This is a genomic window from Actinopolymorpha pittospori (assembly GCF_014873875.1).
Taxonomy (GTDB): Bacteria; Actinomycetota; Actinomycetes; order Propionibacteriales; family Actinopolymorphaceae; genus Actinopolymorpha; species Actinopolymorpha pittospori.
The window spans coordinates 10,532,102-10,551,432 of the sequence record NZ_JADBEM010000001.1 but is presented as its reverse complement, the minus strand read 5'-3'; the positions used below and the strand labels follow the sequence as shown (position 1 = coordinate 10,551,432).

Sequence of the window (19,331 nt, the reverse complement as noted above, 5' to 3'; positions counted from 1 at the left end):
GGCCCGCCGTCCACCCAGCTGGGAAGAAGGGTTCATGAAACCGATCGTCATCGCTTCCGTCGAGGTGTTTCCGCTCCGGCTCGACGCGGCCGGCGAAGCGAGCCCGGGCCGATCCGCCTACGTCGTGGCGCAGAACAGGCCGACGATCTACGCGGCCGGGCGGGAGACGCTGTTCGTCCGGATCACCAGCGAGGACGGACACGTCGGCTGGGGAGAAGGGCTCGCGCCGGTCGCGCCCCGCGTCCCGGGCGCGATCGTGGAGGACCTGCTCACACCCGCGCTGGTGGGAGCCGACGCCGCCGGCGTGAAACCGCTGCGGCATCGGCTCGGCGAGCTGATGCGTGAGCGTGGACACCTCGTCGGCCACCAGGCAGACGCCCTGGCCGCGGTGGACATCGCCTTGTGGGACCTGCTCGGGCAGGCGAGCGGACTGCCCGTCGCGACCCTGCTGGGCGGCGCGTACCGGCGGGCGATCCCGAGCTATGTGACCAGCGTCGCGGGCGCCACCGACGCCGAACGAGCCACGTCGATCCGCACCCTGTGGGACGGCGGAGCGCGCCGCTTCAAGCTGCACCTCGGCAACGGCGTGCGGGCCGACCTCGCGAGCTTCGACACGGCACACCGGGCGGCACCCGAGGCCGAGATCGCCGTCGACGTGCACTGCGTGTACGACCTCCCCGACGCGCTCCGCCTCGGCCGCGAACTCCAGGCGCGCGGCGCCTGGTTCCTCGAATCGGCACTCCCCGCGGAGTACCTGCGCGGTCACGCCGAACTCGCCGCCGGACTGGACCTGCCCATCGCCGGTGGCGAGGCGTTCCGCAACCGGTTCGAGGTCAGCGAGTGGCTCGCTAGCGCCGCACTCGACATCGTCCAGCCTGACATCGGACGTACCGGCATCACCGAGGGGGACGCGATCGCGACCCTCGTCAACACCGCCTACCGCCCGATCCTCCCGCACCACTCCGCCGCGTTGGGGCTGGCGCTCGCGGCCGGGCTGCACGTCGCCGCGGCCGCCGAGAACGCCCCGTTCTTCGAGTACGGCCCCGCGACGGTGGCGCTGGCCAACACCATGCTGGCCGAGCCCATCCTCGCCGAGCCGGACCGGCTGCTGCTGCCGGAGGGACCTGGCCTCGGCGTGATCGTCGACGAGGAGAGGGTGCGCGCCCTCGCGGCCGCCGGGTAGCCCCGAGCAGGCCGAATAGAGTTGAGCTGGGGCGTCCTTACGGGGGCGCCCCAGGCAGAGCGGAGGAAGTCACATGGTCCGAGCCGTGGGCAAGGAGCGCGAACCCGGCGGCACCCAGAGCGTCGAGCGGGCGCTCTCGCTGCTCGACGCCTTCACCCCCGAGCACCCAGAGCGTCGGGTCTCCGAACTCGTCGAGGAGACCGGACTCGGGCAGTCGACGGTCTCCCGGCTGGTGGGCGCGCTGGAGTCCTACGGATTCCTCGCTCACGACCCCCGCTCCGGGCTGTACCGGATCGGCCCCCGGGTGGTCGGACTGTCCTCCCTGGGACTCAACCAGTCGCCGGTGTTCCGGCAGGCGCGGCAGGTGGCGCAGAACCTCGCGGCGGCGCTCGGCCTCGGCGCCAACGTCGCCGAGCGCGACGGCGCCAGGCTGTTCTACCTGTGCCACTTCGAGGGGCACCTGGCGCCGCGGACCTTCACCATGGTCGGCCAGGGTGGCCCGCTGCACGCGACCGGGCTCGGCAAGGCGCTGCTGAGCGAACTGCCAGCGGCCGAGATCGAGGCCCTGCTCGGCACGACCCTCCCGACATACACACCGAAAACCGTGTCGAAGCTCTCGGAGTTGCTCGACGCCCTCGAGGAGGTGCGCAGCCGGGGATACGCCACCGAGGTGGAGGAGTTGGCGTTCGGCCGCGCCTGCGTCGCCGCGCCGGTGCGGGACAGGTCCGGGCGCGTCCTCGCGTCGCTGTCGGTGTCCGGGCCGCTGTCGGCACTCGACCTGCCCAACCGGCAGGCCGAGCTCGCCACCCGGGTCATCGAGCAGGCCGACCAGATCTCCACCGCCCTCGGCTACAGCGGGATCAGCCTCGCCGCCCAACGCCCGTGACCGTGCCCCCGCCCTCGCCGCGGCCACCCGCGAGCACCGGGGACCGCAGACCCAGCCAGGTGGCGACCGCCAACGGAACCGACGGGAACGCGAAGGGCAGAGCGGCCGGAACCCAGAACACCACCGCGGTCACGGCGAGGATCGTTCCCGCGGCGAGGGCGAGCGTGCCCAGCGGGCGGCTCCACGCCACGTGCAGGGTCACCAGCCAGGCATCCTGGGCCGACAGCTCGACGTGGGCGAGGACGCCGGGCAGGTGGACCAGCGTGGCGAGATAGCCGACGCCGACGACACCCAGCCCGATCCCGAGCGGGGAGTGCCTGGCCGCCAGGACGTAGAAGACGATCACCCACACCGTCAGGATCGGGATACCCAGGCGCACCTGCGAACGACGCAGCTCGGCGCGCCAGTACCGCCAGAACCCCGACCACAACGGCACCGGTTGGCCGACCAGGTGAGCGCGGACGACCGCTGCCGCGGCCACGGTCGCTGGTGCCAGCCCGCCGAGGACGAACCCGGCGAGCACACCGAGCAGCCACACCACGTTCAGGCCGGCCAGCCGACCCGCCCACTCGAGCAGGCGATAAAGCTGCCGGTACGGCCCACCGGTCCCGAGCCGCGACATCAGTCCCGGCCCGCGACCGGAAGGAAACGGCGACGAAGGTCCGGTCGGAGGAAGGCCGCCGGGGAAGCGATCGACAGACCACCGTCCACGGGCAGCACCACTCCGGTGATGAACGACGACTCCGGCGAGGCGAGGAACCGCACCGCCGCGGCGACCTCCTCAGGCGTGCCCGTCCGGCCCAGGGGATAGCCCTCCGCGGCCCCCTCGAAACTGTGACCCCCGATGAGCCCGGGAGCCACCGCGTTCACCCGGATTCCCACCGGTCCGTACTCCAGCGCGAGCTGGCGCACGAGTCCCTCCAACCCCGCCTTCGACGCCGCGTACGCGGGGAAACCCGGCGCCGTACGGGAGGCGTTGATCGAGCTCACCGCCACGATCGCCGCCCCCTCGTGCAGCTGCGGAAGCGCGGCCCGCACCACCCGGTAGGCCGTACCGAGGACCGCGTCGAACGTCGCAGCCCACTGCTCGTCGGTGATCGAGGACAGCGCGGCGGCGGGCATTCTGGCCGCCGCCGTCACCACGACATCCAGCCGGCCCAGCACCTCCATGGCCGTCGCGACGACGGCCTCCGCGCCTTCTGTCGTCGAACAGTCACACACGACGGAGGTCTCGAAGACACCGTCGTCGACGGGTTCGAGCGCGGTGCCGACCACCCGGTCACCGGCGGTGGCGAAGGCGCGGCCGACGGCGCGACCGATCGGTGAGGAGCTACCGACCAGAAGGACACCGCGGCTCATGATGCCTGGAACGCCGGGAGCCGCAGATCGGTGAGGATGTCGCTCAGGAACCGCGACGTCCTCGAGTCCAGGGGAGCGGCCGGCGCCCGCACGACAGCCGTCTGGATCACCCCACGCTGGACCAGCACCTCCTTGTGCACCGCCCAGGCAAGGGGGCCCTGCATGCCGAACCTGATCAGCGGCAGCAGCCGAGTGAACGCCGAACGCGCCGAGGCACGATCGCCACCGGTCCACAGGTCCAGGACCTCCCGCAGCGGATCCACGAACTCACACGCGGGCATCGTGCCGACCGCTCCCGCGGCGTACTCCTCCAGCAGGAAGAACGCGTTCTGCCCCCCGAGTACGGCGAACCCGGCTTCGACGGCCTCGGCCACGGCCGCCACCTTCGGCGCGGTCGGTGGCGCCTCCACCTTCACCGAGGTCACACCGTCGAGCTTGCTCAACTCCACGATCAGCGCAGTGGGCATCGTCACCGCCGTGGCGTTCGGCGCGTCCTGCACCATGACGGGCAGGCCGGACCCCTGGGCGACACTGCCGTAGAAGTCGACGATCTGCGCGGCGCTCGGCTTCACGAGGTACGGCGGCAGCACCATCAAGGCATCCGCGCCACCGTCGCGGGCCGCCGCTGCCTGTTCCAGCGCCGTCGCCGTACTCGTCGCGTTGACGCCCGCGACGACCAGGAGGTCAGGGTCCGCGACGTCGGTGATGGTCGCGAGCACCGTCTCGCGTTCGGGCCCGGTGAGGGCGAACCCCTCACTGGCCATACCGAACGTCGCGATGCCGTCGACGCGCGCGGCGCAGACGAACTCCACCAGCCGGCGAAGGGATCCCACGTCGAGCGCGCCGCGCTGGTCGAACGGCGTCGCGAGGATCGGCACCAGGCCACGCAGGTCGGTCACGTCTCGTTCTCCTTCACGGTGTGCTGGCGGACGGCGTTCCTCACAACGAAGTCCTCGTCGACGTCCACGCCCAGCCCGTGCCCGTTGGGCAGGTGCAGGACCGAGGCGTCGGCACGCAAGGGCGTCCGAAGGATCCGTTGCGCCACGGAAAAGGGTGTCGGCTGGTATTCGAGGGCAAGCAGGTTGTCCACCGCCGCGGCGAGGTGAATGCCTGCCGCGATCGCGATCCCGAGCCCCACCGAGTGGTGCGGCGCGACCGGAAGGTGGTGGGCGGCGGCCAGCTCGGCGATCACCATCGCCTCGGTGACCCCGGTGCGGGCGACGTCGGGTTGGACGAGGCCGAGAGCGCCCTCGCTCATCCAGGCGAGGAACTCGTAGCGGTTTCGCAGTGACTCCCCGACGGCGACCGGAGTGACCAACCGGGCGGCGAGGTCGGCGTGACCGCGCACGTCCTCGGGGGCGACCGGCGCTTCGAGGAACAGCGCGCCGCGCGCGTCGAGCCCCTGACCCAGGCGCAGCGCCTCAGGTTTGCTGTAGGCCCAGTGAGCGTCCACGGCGATCCGAGCGGCGGGGGCCGCCGCGGCGACCGCGTCGAAGGTCGCCAGGTCGGCCTCGACGCCCTGACCGAGATGGAGCTTCATCGCTGTGGCGCCGTCCTTCGCCCAGCGCTCCGCGAGTTCGGCGCGTTCGGTGTCGGTCGGCTTCGGCAGCCCGGAGACGTAGGTCGGGACCGCGGTACGGAACGCGCCGCCGAGCAGGTCCGCGAGGGGAGCCTGGTGGACCTTCCCGGCGAGGTCCCACAGCGCGATGTCGACCGCGGCGAGGGCGTCGGCTTGATGCCCGACGAGGTGGCCGCGTTCGCGCATGAGGTCGCGTAGCTCCGACCATGCGGGCCGGACCCGGCGTGGATCGCGACCTAGCAACTGCGGAGCGAGCAGCTGGTCGATGGCGGTCGCCACGACCTCTGGTCCGACCGGTGCGAGCGCCTCTCCCCAGCCAACGGAGCCGTCATCGGTGCGCAGCCGGACCAGTACGGTCTCGTTGCGAGCGGAGTACAGGCTGCGCCACGGCGCCCGGACGACGTAGCCGTCCTCGTCTCGTAGCTGCTGGCCGTTGGTCAGTGGGCCCAGGTAGACGTCGGTGGTGGAGAGCCGGAGCACACACGTTCGGACCTCCACGATGCGCACGCGCCACCCCGTCCAGGTTGAGCCAGCCATGCATGATGTGGACAACGTATCTGATATTTGGAAGACATTCCCAGGGCTGCGCGTCCTGATCCAGACACTTCGAGAACTGCCTACGATGAGCGCGGCCGTTCGTGACCCGTCAGTCGAACGGGCAGGTCCGCTTGCGACGAAGTGACTCACGTGGGCTGGTTCGAACCCGAGACTGACTGACGGAACTGACCGGAACGACGAGGCGGCGATCAGGCGGGGCGGCCCCGCTCCGGCATCCTCGTGTAGTCGGTGAAGCCGATCACGTTGCCCCACGGGTCGGCGACCTCGACCGTCCATCCGGTCGCCACCTGGAACGGGTCGGCCAATACCTTCACGCCGGCACTGCCGAGGGCGGCCGCGGTCGCCCGAGCGTCACCGACCTCCAGCCACACCCGCGGCGCGCCCTGCGTCGTCCAGGTGATCGGCCCCCGTCGTAGGAGCAGACCGGGTGCCTCCGCGCCGATCCGGAACAGCGCGACGCCCGCCTCGTCGATCCGGAACGTCAACGGTAGACCGAGCCGACCGGCGTAGAACTCGACAGCGGTGTCCAGATCCCCGACGGTGAACAGCACGTTGTCGATTCCACGCACGCCGACAGCGGTCATCTCGCTCCTCCAGCCCGATCAGTCTTCCGCGGCGGTGGGCATCGCCCGGGCCGCCGTCCCCTCGTACGTTCGTTCCTAGCACCAGGACCGACCCGACCGTGGCTGGATCGCCAACTCAGCGGGCGATGTCGCGGCGGTTCAGGCGCCATGCCCCGGCGGCGACCAGGATGACCGAGATGGCCAGCAGGACACAGGCATCGGTGAGCTGGAGCCCGTTCTTCAACGGCTCGCCGCCGATGTAGTAGTGGAAGGGACTCAGGTACCGCAGCCACTCCGCGTGGATCTGGGGTGCGAAGCCGTTGACCGCGTACGCCAGAACCCCGATGCCCGCGGTCGTGCCGAACACGACGGCTCGCCCCTGGCCGGTGGCCGCGCCGATGCCGGTGCCCAGCGCGCCGAACGTGACGCCCAGCAGCGCCAGGTTGATCGCCTGGGCCGTGAAGTCGCCGACGCCGATGCTGTCGAGTTCGGCGCCGGAGCGGATGGCGATCATGGCCAGCAGCGTCACCGCGGCGATGACCACGGCGCCCACCGTGAGCGCCGCGAAGCGCTGCAGCAGAAGCCGGGTGCGGCTCAGTGGATGGGCCAGCAACAGATCGAGGTAGCCGGACTCCTCGTTGGCGGAGATCATGCGGGCGCCGGTCGCCGCGCCGTAGAAGACGAGCAACAACGGCGCCAACAGTCCGAACACCGCACCTTGCAGGTACCCCGCGGCGGAGGACATGTCGGCCAGACCGAACCCCTCCATCGCCTCCGGCATGCTCGGCAGGGAGTCGGCCGACAGTTGCGGATAGAAGGCGCCGTACATCATCGTCAGGAGCCCTGTGGCCAGTGCCCAGACCGTGAGGACCCGCCGGTTGTCCCACAGGGTCTTGGTGAACACCGTGGTCGCGAACGCGGGTGCGTGCAGCGTCTGGACGTCTGGCTGGGTCAGAGGTTTAGCGCGCGACATGGACGGGCTCCTCGGCGTTGTAGTAGCTGTGAAAGAGGTCTTCCAGGTCCTGGTTGTCGGCACGCAGTCCGGTGACCGTGTATCCGGCGGCGGCCTTGACCAGCGGATCGGGTGAGCCGTTCAGGCGGCAGGTCAGGACCGCTCCGCCGGCGGCGGACGCGACGTCGAGTTCACTCACGCCCGGAAGGCTGGCGAACTCACCACGCAGGCGGGTGGGATCGATGGGGCCGGCGAAGGTGATCTGGACCTGGAGGAGGGAGCGGGCCCGCAGTTCGGCGACCGTGGAGAGCGTCACGAGTTCGCCGGCGCGGATGATGGCCACCCGGTCGGCGACCGCTTCGACCTCGCTCATGATGTGGCTGGACATGAACACCGTCTGCCCGATGCCGCGCGCCTCACGTACCAGCTCCAGGAACGTCTGCTGGACGAGTGGGTCGAGTCCTGAGGTCGGCTCGTCCAGGATCAGCAGGTCGGGGTGGTGCATGAACGCCTGGATCAGACCGACCTTCTGCCGGTTTCCCTTGGACAGGCTCCTGATCCGGGCGTCCAGGTCGAGGACGAGACGTTCGGCCAGATCCTGGATCCGCGTGCTCGGGACGCCGCCGCGAAGGTGACCGAGGAACGTCAGGCACTCGCCCACCCGCTGCCGGCCGTCGACCACGAAGTCACCCGCGAGGTAGCCGATCCGGCGGTGCAGGTCGACCGCGTTGGCGCGGGGGTCCATCCCGAGCACCCGGGCACTGCCACCGGTCGGTCGGATCAGGTCCAGCAGCAGCCGGATCGTCGTGGACTTGCCCGCGCCGTTGGGTCCGAGGTAGCCGAAGACCTCTCCGGTGCGCACCTGGAGGGACAGGCCGGCCAGGCCACGACGGGACCCGTAGGACTTGCTGAGCTCATGGAGCTCGATCGCTGTCGCCATGCCTGCGAAAATATCAGAGTGTTCAGAGATTTCTGAAGGTTCAGAGGTGTTAGGGTTCCGTCAGGACCATCGATGGAGGCGCACAGGTGGCTGACACCACGGCGGCGGCCGAGCGGATGGCGCTCGTCCTGGCTCAGAACGGCATGCAGAAGGCGACCGCACGTGTCATGACGGCGTTCCTGTTCGCTGACCAGGACAGCGTCACCGCTCCCGAACTCGGGGAGCAGCTCGGAATCAGCTCCGGAGCGGTGTCCGGAGCGATCAAGATGCTCCTCACCGTCGGCCTGATCGAGCGCGTGCCCGCCCCGACCAGTCGCCGCGAGCACTACCGCCTGCGCGACGGCGCCTGGGCCACCTTGATGTCCGCTCAGAACGGCGTCGTCCAGGCCATGTTCGAAGTGGCCGAGGAAGGTATCCAAGCCGCTGGGCAGGACAGTCTCGCGGCCATGCGCCTGGCCGAGATGCGCGACTTCTACAGCTACATGTTCAGCGAACTGCCCGCCCTCATCGAGCGGTGGCAGGTCGAGCGTCGCCAGCGGGAGACCCGGTAGTCCGTGCTGACCGTGGGCGTCGATCTGGCCGCCGAGGCCACCAAGACGGCCGTCGCCATGATCGACTGGTCGCGGGGACGGGCGAGCGTTCGTGAGGTCAGGGTCGGCGCCGACGACGACCTGGTCCTGCGCGCCGTCATGGAGGCCGAGAAGGCCGGCATCGACTGCCCGTTCGGCTGGCCCGACACGTTCGTGGAGTTCGTCCGGGCCCACCGAGACGGTGACGTGGTGGTGCCGGAGGAACTCGCCGGAAGCGCGTGGCGCCGCGGGCTCGCCTACCGGGTCACCGATGAGGTCGTACGCCGCGAGACCGGGCTGATCCCGCTGAGCGTGGCCGCCGACCTGATCGGCCACACCGCCATGCGCTGCGCGGGAATCCTCGCCAAGCTCGCCCGGGCCGGCACGCCGGTCGACCGCTCCGGAGCTGGCATCGTCGTCGAGGTCTATCCCGCGGCCACGCTGAAGACGTGGCACCTTCCGTACCGCCGTTACAAGGGGCGGGAGAACCTCGCGCACCTGTCGGAGATCCTCGACGCGCTGCTGGGCGCCGCCCCGTGGCTGGACCTCGGGCGCCACGACGAGACCTGCCGCCGCTGGGACGACGCGTTCGACGCGGTGGTCGCCGCGCTCGCGGCCCGCGCCGCCTCCCTCGGACTGGTCGGCACACCCACACCGGAGGAAGCGGCCAGCGCCCGCACTGAGGGCTGGATCGCCGTACCGACCTGCACCCTCGACGCGCTCCGACCCTGACCGGCGGGTCGTGGGCCCGTTCGCCGGGGTCGCTGCTACCCACCGCTTGGGTCCGCGATGGCGGGGTAGGGCAGGTGGGCGAGGAGGTGTCCATGACCGGGACCGCCGGGATCGCGATCGTGACCGGAGCGGGCAGCGGAGTCGGCCAGGCCACCGCGCTAGCCCTGGGTGGCCGGGGCCTGCGCGTCCACTGTGTCGGACGGCGGGAGGGTCCACTGGCCCAGACCGCGCGGCTGATCGGGGACCAGGCGATGGTGGTCCCCGCCGACATCGGCACCGAAGAGGGAGTCGCCGCGGTGGCGGACGCGGTCGGCGAGGCTCCCGTGTCCGCTCTCGTGCACGCCGCGGCGATCGCGGGCGTCCACAGCTTGGCGGCCACCACCCGGCAGGTGTTCGACACGTTGATCGACGTGAACCTGGGCGGTCCGTTCTTCCTCACCCAGGCGCTGGCGCCCCGGTTCGAGGAGGGTTCGGGGGTCGTGTTCGTCAGCAGCGTGTCGGCCCGGCACGGACGGGATCGCCATGCCGCCTACTCGGCCAGCAAGGCCGCGTTGCTCGGGCTGACCCTGAGCCTGGCGGTCGAACTCGGGCCGAGGGTCCGCGTCAACTGCGTCCTGCCCGCCGCGCCACGGACACGCCGATGCTCGCCCAGGCCGCCGAGGACTACTACGGCCCGCTCGACACCGGCGAGCGTGAAACCGAGGCGATCCTAGGCCAGTCACGGCTCCTGTTGGGCAGGATCGCCGAACCCGCGGAGGTCGCCGCCGCGGTCGTCTATCTCGCACTCGACGCCAGCATCTGCACCGGCGCGATCCTCGAGGTCGACGGCGGTTACTCCGCCCTCTAGGGATCCGCCTCACTCACGACCGACTTCGAGACCCGCCCCTTCGCGGGCGCACCTCAACCCGGAGGCTGTCGTTCGCAGGAACGAGACGACCCCGACCTGACCGTCTGGCGTCATGCGCCGGGCGGAGCACGACATCGGTCCGCGCTCCGATGTGTCGGCCGCCGACTCTCCGGAAGCATGGCCGGCGAACACCGACCACCGACCAGCAGGACGAGGCCAGGTGACAGCACCGTCATGTACGCCGTCATGCGCTCCGAATGGGCGAAGCTGCGCACCATCCGGTCCACCGCGTTGGCGCTGGCGCTGACCTTCGTGATCAGCGTCGGCCTCGCATGGACCAGCGGGTTCTCCGTACGCAACGCCTACACCAGCGGCAACGCCGACCTCGTCCGGCCCGACTTCGACCCGGTCTACTCCGGCTTCGTGGGCCTGTTGTACGGCCAGTTGAGCCTCGTGGTGTTCGGCGTCCTGCTGGTCGGCACCGAGTTCGGCAGCGGAACGATCCGGATGACGCTGGCCGCGGTGCCCCAGCGCAGCCGCCTGTTCGCGGGCAAGGTCGCGGCGGGCATGGGAGCGGCGCTGGTTGTCTCCGTCCCCACCGCCTTCATCTCCTGGCCGGCGAACCAGGCCGGGTTGGGTCCCTACGGTGCGGCCATGAGCGATCCCGGCGTGGCGCGGGCGGTCGCCGGCGCCGCCGTGTACCTGATGCTGGTCTGCGCGCTGGCCATCGGTGTGGCCACCGTCGTCCGCAGTTCGGCCCTGGCGCTGGGCATCCTCATCCCGCTGTTCTACGTCGTCGAACCGATCCTGGGCCGGATCCCCCTGACCGAGGCGCTGGCGCGGTATCTGCCCGGACAGGCCGGAGCCCAGGTCATGACGGTGGGGCCACTGAAGAACGGTGCACTCCAGCCGGGCCAGGGACTGCTCGTGCTGGTGGCCTGGACCGCCGCGGCCCTTGTCGCGGGCTACCTCTCGCTGCGGCACCGCGACGTCTGACCGGGCAGGGCCCTGGCCCGCTCCTACCTTCCGTGACGCGTCGGCGGTGCAGAAGACGACCACCGGACGCGCTTTCGGTGGTCACCTTCTGCACCTTCGGCGGCGCAGGTGGGAGTGGCGAAGCCCCAAAGCCCGTGGCCCGACGCGCTCCCGCCCTGCCGGGGCCCTGCCCCCGAGGGGGGAACTCCTCCTCGTGATCGGCCTGACACGCCCCGGTCGGACAGGCTTCGTCGGCACGTATTGATCAGTTCATGACGCGGCCTAACGTCCAAACGCACCATGTGTCCGTTGTGCTCGTTGTGTGCCCACCCGCGCCGCGCCGCCGCTCTGTCCACACGCGTTGCCCGCGGGGTCGGTCGGTCGGAAGGAGCCGTGCATGCCGTTGCAAGTGAGTAGTCATTAGCTACAGACCTGCACCTTCTGGCAAGGGAGTCCGGGTCTGACCGGCTACTGCCGTGCCCGGTTGACGTTTCTCAGCCACCTGCCCGGTGACCCGGGTCTTGTGGTCGGCTCCACGTCCGTTTAACGTCTCCGCACTACTCGCGGCGACTGCCAGCGCGGCGAGGTTCCTGGCCGCGTTCTTGTCGCGGTCCATGATCAGATCGCAGGTGTTACAGACGTAGTCGCGTTCGGACAGGAGCAGCTTGGCTTTCACTGTTCCGCAGCCCGAACATGTCTTGCTTGAGGGGAACCACCTGTCCGCCACGATTACCCGGCTGCCGAACCGTTCGGCCTTGTATTCCAGTTGGCGCCGGAACTCACCGAACCCGGCGTCAGCGATATGACGGGCAAGGCGGCGGTTGGACAGCATGCCGGTGACATTCAGGTCTTCGACCACGACCGTGGCGTAGGTGGACGCGAGCCGGGTGGTCAGCTTGTGCATGGCGTCGCGCCGCTGGTCAGCGACACGGTGATGCACCCGGTTGCGCTGGGCGTTGGCGCGCTGCCACCGCTTCGATGCGGCCTGGCCCGTACGCCGGTCCGGACCGCGACGGCGGGACACGCGTCGCGACAGGCGAGCCAACTTCGCCTGGGCCTGGATGTAGTGACGCGGGTTTGGTGCCGACGGTCCTTCGGACAGGGTCGCGAGGGTCTTGATACCCAGATCCACGCCGATAGCTGCATCGGGCCGAGCAGGTGTGAGTTCGGGAAGCGACTGCTCCACGGTGAAGGACACGAACCAGCGGCCACGCTCGAAACGGATCGTGGCGCAGATGATGCGCGCCGACCCTTCAGCCAGCGCGTCGAGCAACTTGGCCGGATGCTCGTGCAGCTTCACCCGCCCGATGCGCGGAAGTGCGGCGTGCCGCTCTTCACAGCGGATGGTTCCGGTGGTGAACCGGCACGAGTGCACAGCGCGTCGCTTGGACTTGAACCGAGGAAAGCCCACCACACGAGGCTTGCGCTTGCCCTGCCGGGAGTCGCCCCAGTTGCCCAGAGCACGTGTCAGCGCGTCGAGCCCCGACGAATACGCCTCTTTGCTGTACTCGGCCCACCACGGCGCAACATCGTTCTTGGCCTGGTTCCAGTCCCTGCGGAAGCTGTAGAGCGACCATGTGAGGCTGGGCGTCCCTAGCTCGTCAGGAATGCCGTAGGTACGTTCGGCTGCCCGCTGGTCCAGATTCGCCTTCACCCGGCCAAGACCCCAGTTGAACGCGCGACGTGCGGCCGCGCAATGTCCGGCCATGTATCGGGCCTGACGGGGCGTCGGGTCGAGTGCGTACTTGTACGCGAGCAGGGTCACGCCGGGTCCTCGCAGAGGGCGGCAACCGCACGAGCCGCGCGGTTGGCCGCGCCACGGCGACCGTGCAGCCGTGCGCACAACGAAGTCAGGATCTCCCTCACGTCCCGAACCAGATCCTCCTCAACCTCGCACGGGTCCGCCACCACCAGACGCCGCCCTGACGCCGCCCTGACGCCGCCAGAGCGGCCTCCACGTATTCGGCACCGAAGCCAGCGAAGCGGTCACGGCGCTCAACGATGATCGTCGAAACTGAGGGATCACGCAGCAGCGAGAGGAACTTCCGTCGCTTCCCGTCGAGCGCGGAGGCGATCTCGGTCACGATCTTGGCGACCTGGTAGTCGTTGGTCGTGGCCCACGCCGACACCCGAGCTACCTGCCGGTCCAGGTCGGCGCTCTGGTCGCTTGAACAGACACAGGCATAGACGGCCACGGTCCCAGGTGCAGCGACTCCAGGCTCACCGATGACGATCAACCGCCCCGCCTGATACGCCGGAACAGGCAACTTCCCAGCCTTGTACCACCGCAGAGCAGTCGCGTAACTGACACCCTGGGAAGCCGCCCATTCCTTCAAATTCACCTCACTACTCTAGTGACAGCTAACGACAACTCAAAGTCAACTATTAAAGACCCCTGCCCGAACGTCCGCTGTCCCGCCGTTCCGTTCTACTCGCCGGCCTCACCGCGACCGCCGCAGCCACCGTCAACCCGCTGCACGCGCAGGCCGCGACCACTGACACCGCCGCCGCCGACAACGCCGAGCACGGCTGGGTGACCTCCACCCTGCGCCGGATGACGCTCGAGGAGAAGGTCGGTCAACTCTTCACGACCCGCGTGTACGGCGAGACCGCCGACACCGCCGAGTCCAGCGCGGTCCAGATGAACCGGTCCTTCCTCGAGGTGGACAACGCCGCGCAGGCGATCGCCCGCTACCACCTCGGCGGCTTCGTCTACTTCGCCTATGCCGGCAACACCCGCGCCCCCGACCAGGTCGCCGACCTGTCCAACGGAATCCAGCGCGTCGCCCGTGGCCGGCGCCTGGGCGTACCGCTGCTGCTCAGCGTCGACCAGGAGCAGGGCGCGGTGGTCCGGCTCGGCCCGCCGGCCACACAGTTCCCCGGCAACATGGCGCTGGCTGCCGGCCGCGACGTGGCCGCCGCCGGCACCGCCGCCCGCATCACCGGCCAGGAGCTGCGGGCCGTGGGCATCAACCAGGACTTCGCCCCGGTGGCCGACGTCAACGTCAACCCCGCCAACCCGGTGATCGGTGTCCGGTCCTTCGGTGAGGACCCTGAGCTCACGGCCCAGCTGGTCGCCGCCCAGGTGAACGCCTACCAGAACGCCGGCCTCGCCGCGACCCTCAAGCACTTCCCCGGGCACGGCGACACCGCCGTCGACAGCCACAGCGGCCTGCCCGTCATCAGCCACACCCGGACCGAACTGGACCAGATCGACCTGCCGCCGTTCCGCGCCGGCATCGCGGCCGGCGTCGACGCGATCATGACCGCGCACATCGTCGTACCCGTCCTCGACTCCTCCGGCAACCCCGCCACCTTGTCCCACCCGATCCTGACCGGCCTGCTGCGCGAGGAACTCGGCTTCGACGGCCTGGTGGTGACCGACTCCCTCGGCATGGCCGGGGTCCGCGAGAAGTACGGCGACGACCGGGTGCCGGTGCTCGCGCTCAAAGCCGGTGTCGACGTGCTCGTCAACCCGCCCGTGATGCAGGTCGCCTGGGAGGCGGTGGTGGCCGCCGTTCGTGGGGGAGAGCTCAGCGAGGAACGCCTCGACCAGTCGGTGACCAGAGTGCTGCGGCTGAAGTGGCGGCGGGGGATCGTTCGGTCGCCGTACGCCGACACCGCGGCCCTCCCGCACGTCGTCGGGACGCCGGAGCACCTGACCATCGCCCAGCGCATCACCGACCAGACGACGACCCTGCTCCGCGACGACGCGAACGCGCTCCCCTTCGCAGCGGACGCGCGCGTCCTGGTCACCGGCTGGGACGACCCGGCGGCTCCGACGACGACCGCCGCCCTCGGCGCGGCCCTGACCGAACACGGTCGCGCCGTCGACGTCCTCAGCACCGGCGTCCAGCCCACCCAACAGCGGATCGACGCCGCCGTCGCAGCCGCCCGGACCCACGACGTCACGGTCGTGGTCACCAACCGCGCACCCGGTGACCAGGGTCAGCTCGCCCTGGTGCGGGCCCTGCTCGCCTCGGGCGCCCGCGTCGTCGCGGTCGCGGTCCGTGACCCCTACGACGCGACCGGCTTCCCGCAGGTACCCACCTACCTCGCCACCTACGTGTTCAACGACGTGGCGATGACCTCCCTCGCCGGCGTGCTGACGGGGTCGATCCAACCCGCCGGCCACCTTCCGGTGACCATCCCCGACCCCGACCAGCCGGGAACGCCGTTGTTCCCGTTCGGTGCGGGGCTCACCACGACCTGATCTGGAGGATCGGCGTGACACGCAGTATCGGAATCTCGCGGCGTGGGGCCTTCGCCGCCGCGGCCGCCCTCGCCGCCACCGCCGTGCTCGGCGCGGCGACACCGGCCGCCCTGGCCGCCGAGTCCACACCGTCGGCGCCTCGTCTGGTGGCGCTGCGCGTGGCCACCTACAACATCCACGCCGGAGCCGGGCAGGACGGCGTCTTCGACCTGGCCCGCACCGCGGACGCGATCCGTTCGCTGGACGCCGACGTGATCGGCCTGCAGGAAGTCGACGTGCACTGGGACACGCGCAGCGACTACGTCGACGAGGCTCGCGAGCTGGCCCGCCAGCTGAGGATGCGGGTGTTCTTCGCGCCGATCTACGACTTCGAGCCCGCGACCGAGGGCGCGCCGCGCCGGCAGTACGGCGTCGCGGTGCTGAGCCGCTACCCGATCGTGCAGGCCGAGAACCACGACATCACCCGGCTGTCCACCCAGGACCCCAACCCGGTTCCCGCCCCGGCCCCCGGTTTCGCCGAGGTCACCCTCGCCGTCCGAGGTGCGCGCGTGCACGTCTACTCCACGCACCTGGACTACCGGCCCGACCCTGCCGTCCGTCGCATGCAGGTGGACGACATGCTCGCCATCCTGGCCGCCGACAAGGGGCCGAAGGTCCTGGTCGGTGACCTCAACGCCGAAGCCACCGCGCCGGAGCTGGCGAAGCTGTGGGAACAGGGCCTGGTGGACGCGGCACCCAACGGCGGGAAGACCTACCCAGCCACCAACCCGGTCAGCCGCATCGACGTGGTGTCGGTCTCACCCGACATCACCGTGCGTGGCGCCCACGAGGTCGCGACGACAGCGTCGGACCACCGTCCGGTCGTGACCGACCTGATGGTGCCCAGGGGCCGCTGACCCCGGGCGCGTACGGCGCGGCGGTCCACACCAGTACACCGATCGTGCCTCCCAGCCCTTCGGACCGGGAGGCACGATCGGTCCGGACATGAACGATGTCCTTATCCGGTCTGACATCCGGTCAGACATTCGGTCTGACCGGAAAGGCCCTCACAAGGGCGGTCCTCCGAACCCGTCGCGAATACCGCCGGATATGGTCGTTCACAACGAGCACGCAATGGCGCGGAGCACTCCGAGTCTTCTTCATTACTCAACGTGCCAAATCGCGGCACACGCTGGAAGAACAAGATCCGCCGGCAGCCGCGACATGCGCAGATCTCTCGAAGCCGGTAATCTCCCCCAGGCCGGTGATCCATCTGCCGGTGCGGTCATGCGGATATGGGAGCAGTCAACTGATGAGCGACACGCCGTTGTACGACCAGCTCATGAACGAGCGTCTCGGGCGGGGACCCGCTGAATTCGAGGGGCACGACACCTGGGACCAATCCGCGGAGGCGCGGGCGGCCTACGCGCGCGGAGTCGCGGAGGGGAAGGCGCGCACCCAGGTGCTCGCCATGGCGCAGAAGCATGACCAGGTAGGTCGGCAGGCGCGCTCCGGGGACCTCGTCCCAGCGGCCGGTCGCCGGAGCCGGGGCTGACCGCCGGAGCGTGAGGTAACCGCACCGGCACCGTCACCGTCGAGGAGTCTTACTGGTCGTCCAGGGCCACGCGCTCAACCGCGAGTTCCTTGGCATCGGTTCCCGGTGTGTCCGTGACAGGCTCGCGCCTGGCATCGGCGACGAGGTCGTCCTCGATGACGCTGAGGACGACAACCACCAACGCGATCGCGGCGATGAACCCCACCGTCAGACTCAGGATCGCGTCCAGGTCATTCCACATGCTGGCGCCTCCGCCGCTCGCAGCCGTCACCCGGGATCAGCGAATCTCCCGCGCGGTGAGAAACAAGAAGTGTCGTCACTGTCCTCGCCCTGCCTGCACCGACCATGTCCTCAGGCCGTCCTGGTCTCGTCCGTCGAGCCTGACGCGTCGTCCCCGGAGGGATGGTTCGGCAGGGGCAGGGTGTCGACGATCGTGTCGATCAGAGTCGGCCGGTGCAGGGTGGGAACCACCCGATGCACCGTCGACAACACCACGGCCATCATGAGCCCGGTGCCACCCGCGACGCCGGCGGCACCACCGACGTAGGCGCCGACCAGGCGGCCCGGGCCGAGATCGACCGGCGCGGTGAGTTCACCATGATCGGTGAGCCCGATCGCCAGGACCGCCACGACGAGCAGGCTGGCCCCGGCCAGCGCCAGGATGGCGACGGTCCGGTGGTGAGTGGCGGCGGGCTCGGTGACCGGCTCACGTTTCTGGCCGAGCAGCAGGATGGTGCCGGCCCCCGACGCCCACGTGCCGACGACGAGCAGTGCCGCCAGCGCGTCGCTGGGCCGGTGCCAGCCCGCTGACAGGGTGGCGATTCCGGTGGCCGCCGCGTAGCCGGCGCCGAGCACCGCGGTCAGGCTGGTCAGCTGTGGCGGCAGGACGAGGACGGCGGCCACGACGATCGACGTGGCCACCGTCATGTGACCGCTCGGCATGCTGTTGGGCGCACCGATGTCGGTCCCCGCGATGCCCAGGTCGGGCCGGTCGATCGCGTACCGCTTCAGGATCTGGCTGCTCAGATTGGCGCACGCGATGAGCAGCGTCGCGACGATGGCGAGGCGGTACCGGCGGCGGGCGAGCGCGACGAAGCCGATCACGACCGTCGCCACGAGCAGGGAGGCGACCGACACCGCGTTGAGCAACGCGTCGACCATGCCCTCGACCTGCGCACGCCCGATCCGGGTCGCGCGCAGCACACTCGCGTCGAGCACCTGGCCGTGCGGGGTTCGAATGAAGATCCACCATACGAGCCCGAGGACGGCGAGTTGGACGACCGCCAGCAGCGCCAGCCAGGCGGCGACCAGGCCCCGAACGAGGCGCAGCATCTGGGTCAGCGGCCCTTCCTGAACTCATGCGTCGGGGCCGCGCCGCTCGCCGGGCCCGGCTCCCAGCGGGGTCAACGAGGTGGACCGATTTTCGTTACACGCAAGGCCTGGCCGGGACCGGACAGCTCGCCGTTCGCGGCAACGGAGGGCGTAGACCGCACTCCGGCCTCACAGTCCGCAGGACGTCGAATTGCTGGGTATTCCGGCCGAGTGCGAGGACTGGACCCGCCCTGAGACGACGGCGGCAAGCCGGTCAGTTTCCCAAGGCAATGAGCGTGTCCACATTCTGCATAACCGGCGTTTGCCCCAAGTGTGTTGAGTGCAGGATTCGGACCGAAAGCCGCCGGTCCTACCAGGACCGGAATTGCGACGGGGGGAACAGTAGTGTCGAAACGTATTCTCATGCCTTTGGTGGGTGCCGCAGCCCTGGTGGCTGCAACCGCGGTGTTCGCCGCACCCGCCCAGGCAGCCACCTGCGCCGAGGCCACGACCTGTCCGACCACGGTGACCTTCACCATCACCGCGGGCGAGTTGGAGATCACGGTGCCCGACACTGTTGACCTCGGGTCCGGTGCCGCCGGCACAGTGATCACCGGGCCGCTCGGACCGGTGACGGTCGACGACGGCCGCGCAACGCTGGACGCGACGTGGGAGGCCACCGTGATCGCGGCTACGGGTGGATGGACCACCGGCGCTGGCACGCCGGCCGAGACCGTCCCGAACACCGCCGTGGACTACTGGTCCGGCGACTCCACCGCGGAGACAGGCGACGGAACGTTCGTGGCCGGTCAGCCCCTCGCCGGTGATGCGGTGGCGATCGACACGGAGCAGACCGCGTTCAGCAAGACCGATGGGGACGGCCCCAACTCGGCGACCTGGAACCCGACCCTCGTGGTCAACGTTCCAGCCACTGCTGTGGCCGGCATCTACACCGGCACGGTCAACCACTCCGTTGCCTAGAAGACCAGCGGCCGGAGTGGTCGGCCGACTGGGCGGACTCGCAGTGCTGTTTGTCGTCCTCCTTCAGGCAGCGGCCGCCGTCCCAGCCGCGGCCGACGGTGATGCGGGCGACCCTGACCAGGGTCGCCCGCCCCACTCGAAGGTCGACG

The 19,331-nt window shown here is 70.0% G+C and carries 21 protein-coding genes and 1 pseudogene; 11 read left to right on the top strand and 11 right to left on the bottom strand.

Annotated elements, in window-relative coordinates; translation table 11 throughout:
* Positions 1 to 34 precede the first annotated feature (34 nt).
* Positions 35 to 1,183 (top strand): mandelate racemase/muconate lactonizing enzyme family protein, encoded by a 1,149-nt coding sequence (locus HEB94_RS48795; protein ID WP_192756145.1) that lies wholly within the window; start codon positions 35 to 37, stop codon positions 1,181 to 1,183.
* Between the two features lie 73 nt (positions 1,184 to 1,256).
* Positions 1,257 to 2,069, top strand: a complete 813-nt coding sequence (locus tag HEB94_RS48790; protein WP_192756144.1) for an IclR family transcriptional regulator — start codon at positions 1,257 to 1,259, stop codon at positions 2,067 to 2,069.
* Here HEB94_RS48790 and HEB94_RS48785 read toward each other — a convergent pair.
* The 7 genes from HEB94_RS48785 to HEB94_RS48755 all read right to left on the bottom strand — a co-directional run bounded on the left by HEB94_RS48785 (position 2,044) and on the right by HEB94_RS48755 (position 8,020).
* The gene (locus tag HEB94_RS48785; protein ID WP_192756143.1) at positions 2,044 to 2,691 is read right to left on the bottom strand and encodes a DUF624 domain-containing protein; all 648 of its coding nucleotides are present in this window, start codon (positions 2,689 to 2,691) and stop codon (positions 2,044 to 2,046) included. The genes HEB94_RS48790 and HEB94_RS48785 overlap by 26 nt on opposite strands.
* Positions 2,691 to 3,428 (bottom strand): SDR family NAD(P)-dependent oxidoreductase, encoded by a 738-nt coding sequence (locus tag HEB94_RS48780; RefSeq protein ID WP_192756142.1) that lies wholly within the window; start codon positions 3,426 to 3,428, stop codon positions 2,691 to 2,693. The genes HEB94_RS48785 and HEB94_RS48780 overlap by 1 nt, the downstream gene beginning before the upstream one ends.
* Entirely contained in the window at positions 3,425 to 4,327 is a 903-nt protein-coding gene (locus tag HEB94_RS48775; protein WP_192756141.1) for a dihydrodipicolinate synthase family protein, read from the bottom strand. Before HEB94_RS48775 ends, HEB94_RS48780 begins: the two co-directional genes overlap by 4 nt.
* Positions 4,324 to 5,514 carry a mandelate racemase/muconate lactonizing enzyme family protein gene (locus HEB94_RS48770; protein ID WP_337918496.1) on the bottom strand — a complete coding sequence of 397 codons (1,191 nt, stop codon included), beginning with the start codon at positions 5,512 to 5,514 and terminating at the stop codon, positions 4,324 to 4,326. The genes HEB94_RS48775 and HEB94_RS48770 overlap by 4 nt, the downstream gene beginning before the upstream one ends.
* Before the next feature lie 239 nt (positions 5,515 to 5,753).
* Positions 5,754 to 6,149, bottom strand: a complete 396-nt coding sequence (locus HEB94_RS48765; protein WP_192756139.1) for a VOC family protein — start codon at positions 6,147 to 6,149, stop codon at positions 5,754 to 5,756.
* Positions 6,150 to 6,264: 115 nt separating this feature from the next.
* Complete coding sequence (locus tag HEB94_RS48760) at positions 6,265 to 7,101, bottom strand: ABC transporter permease subunit (RefSeq protein ID WP_192756138.1); 837 nt, start codon at positions 7,099 to 7,101, stop codon at positions 6,265 to 6,267.
* The gene (locus HEB94_RS48755; RefSeq protein ID WP_192756137.1) at positions 7,088 to 8,020 is read right to left on the bottom strand and encodes an ABC transporter ATP-binding protein; all 933 of its coding nucleotides are present in this window, start codon (positions 8,018 to 8,020) and stop codon (positions 7,088 to 7,090) included. The genes HEB94_RS48760 and HEB94_RS48755 overlap by 14 nt, the downstream gene beginning before the upstream one ends.
* Before the next feature lie 86 nt (positions 8,021 to 8,106).
* Between HEB94_RS48755 and HEB94_RS48750 the strand changes: the two genes are divergently transcribed.
* The 5 genes from HEB94_RS48750 to HEB94_RS48730 all read left to right on the top strand — a co-directional run bounded on the left by HEB94_RS48750 (position 8,107) and on the right by HEB94_RS48730 (position 11,164).
* Positions 8,107 to 8,571, top strand: a complete 465-nt coding sequence (locus tag HEB94_RS48750; RefSeq protein ID WP_337918495.1) for a GbsR/MarR family transcriptional regulator — start codon at positions 8,107 to 8,109, stop codon at positions 8,569 to 8,571.
* Between the two features lie 12 nt (positions 8,572 to 8,583).
* Positions 8,584 to 9,321 (top strand): DUF429 domain-containing protein, encoded by a 738-nt coding sequence (locus tag HEB94_RS48745; protein ID WP_202896963.1) that lies wholly within the window; start codon positions 8,584 to 8,586, stop codon positions 9,319 to 9,321.
* A 92-nt stretch (positions 9,322 to 9,413) separates the two neighbouring features.
* A complete protein-coding gene (locus HEB94_RS48740; protein WP_192756135.1) occupies positions 9,414 to 10,034 on the top strand; it encodes an SDR family NAD(P)-dependent oxidoreductase in 621 nt (206 codons plus the stop codon).
* 17 nt (positions 10,035 to 10,051) lie between these two features.
* On the top strand, positions 10,052 to 10,168 hold the full coding sequence (locus HEB94_RS55040) for an SDR family oxidoreductase (protein WP_192756134.1): 117 nt from the start codon (positions 10,052 to 10,054) through the stop codon (positions 10,166 to 10,168).
* Positions 10,169 to 10,402: 234 nt separating this feature from the next.
* The gene (locus tag HEB94_RS48730; protein ID WP_192756133.1) at positions 10,403 to 11,164 is read left to right on the top strand and encodes an ABC transporter permease subunit; all 762 of its coding nucleotides are present in this window, start codon (positions 10,403 to 10,405) and stop codon (positions 11,162 to 11,164) included.
* A gap of 403 nt (positions 11,165 to 11,567) precedes the next feature.
* On the opposite strand, the gene tnpB is transcribed toward HEB94_RS48730, so the two are convergent.
* Positions 11,568 to 12,908 carry an IS607 family element RNA-guided endonuclease TnpB gene (gene tnpB / locus HEB94_RS48725; protein ID WP_192756132.1) on the bottom strand — a complete coding sequence of 447 codons (1,341 nt, stop codon included), beginning with the start codon at positions 12,906 to 12,908 and terminating at the stop codon, positions 11,568 to 11,570.
* Positions 12,905 to 13,485 (bottom strand): annotated as a pseudogene (locus HEB94_RS48720) (IS607 family transposase). Before HEB94_RS48720 ends, tnpB begins: the two are co-directional and overlap by 4 nt.
* 212 nt (positions 13,486 to 13,697) lie before the next feature.
* On the opposite strand from HEB94_RS48720, the gene HEB94_RS48715 reads away from it, so the two are divergent.
* The 3 genes from HEB94_RS48715 (at position 13,698) to HEB94_RS48705 (ending at position 16,890) form a co-directional block, all read left to right on the top strand.
* Positions 13,698 to 15,356, top strand: coding sequence for a glycoside hydrolase family 3 protein (locus tag HEB94_RS48715; protein WP_238361821.1), 1,659 nt, complete (start codon positions 13,698 to 13,700; stop codon positions 15,354 to 15,356).
* A 14-nt stretch (positions 15,357 to 15,370) separates the two neighbouring features.
* Positions 15,371 to 16,252, top strand: a complete 882-nt coding sequence (locus HEB94_RS48710; protein ID WP_192756131.1) for an endonuclease/exonuclease/phosphatase family protein — start codon at positions 15,371 to 15,373, stop codon at positions 16,250 to 16,252.
* Positions 16,253 to 16,647: 395 nt separating this feature from the next.
* Complete coding sequence (locus HEB94_RS48705; protein ID WP_192756130.1) at positions 16,648 to 16,890, top strand: hypothetical protein; 243 nt, start codon at positions 16,648 to 16,650, stop codon at positions 16,888 to 16,890.
* A gap of 49 nt (positions 16,891 to 16,939) precedes the next feature.
* On the opposite strand, the gene HEB94_RS48700 is transcribed toward HEB94_RS48705, so the two are convergent.
* Both HEB94_RS48700 and HEB94_RS48695 read right to left on the bottom strand, forming a co-directional pair.
* Positions 16,940 to 17,131, bottom strand: coding sequence for a hypothetical protein (locus tag HEB94_RS48700; protein ID WP_192756129.1), 192 nt, complete (start codon positions 17,129 to 17,131; stop codon positions 16,940 to 16,942).
* Between the two features lie 110 nt (positions 17,132 to 17,241).
* Positions 17,242 to 18,222 carry a phosphatase PAP2 family protein gene (locus HEB94_RS48695; protein WP_192756128.1) on the bottom strand — a complete coding sequence of 327 codons (981 nt, stop codon included), beginning with the start codon at positions 18,220 to 18,222 and terminating at the stop codon, positions 17,242 to 17,244.
* A gap of 402 nt (positions 18,223 to 18,624) precedes the next feature.
* On the opposite strand from HEB94_RS48695, the gene HEB94_RS48690 reads away from it, so the two are divergent.
* Complete coding sequence (locus HEB94_RS48690) at positions 18,625 to 19,182, top strand: hypothetical protein (RefSeq protein ID WP_192756127.1); 558 nt, start codon at positions 18,625 to 18,627, stop codon at positions 19,180 to 19,182.
* The last annotated feature ends 149 nt before the right edge of the window (positions 19,183 to 19,331 follow it).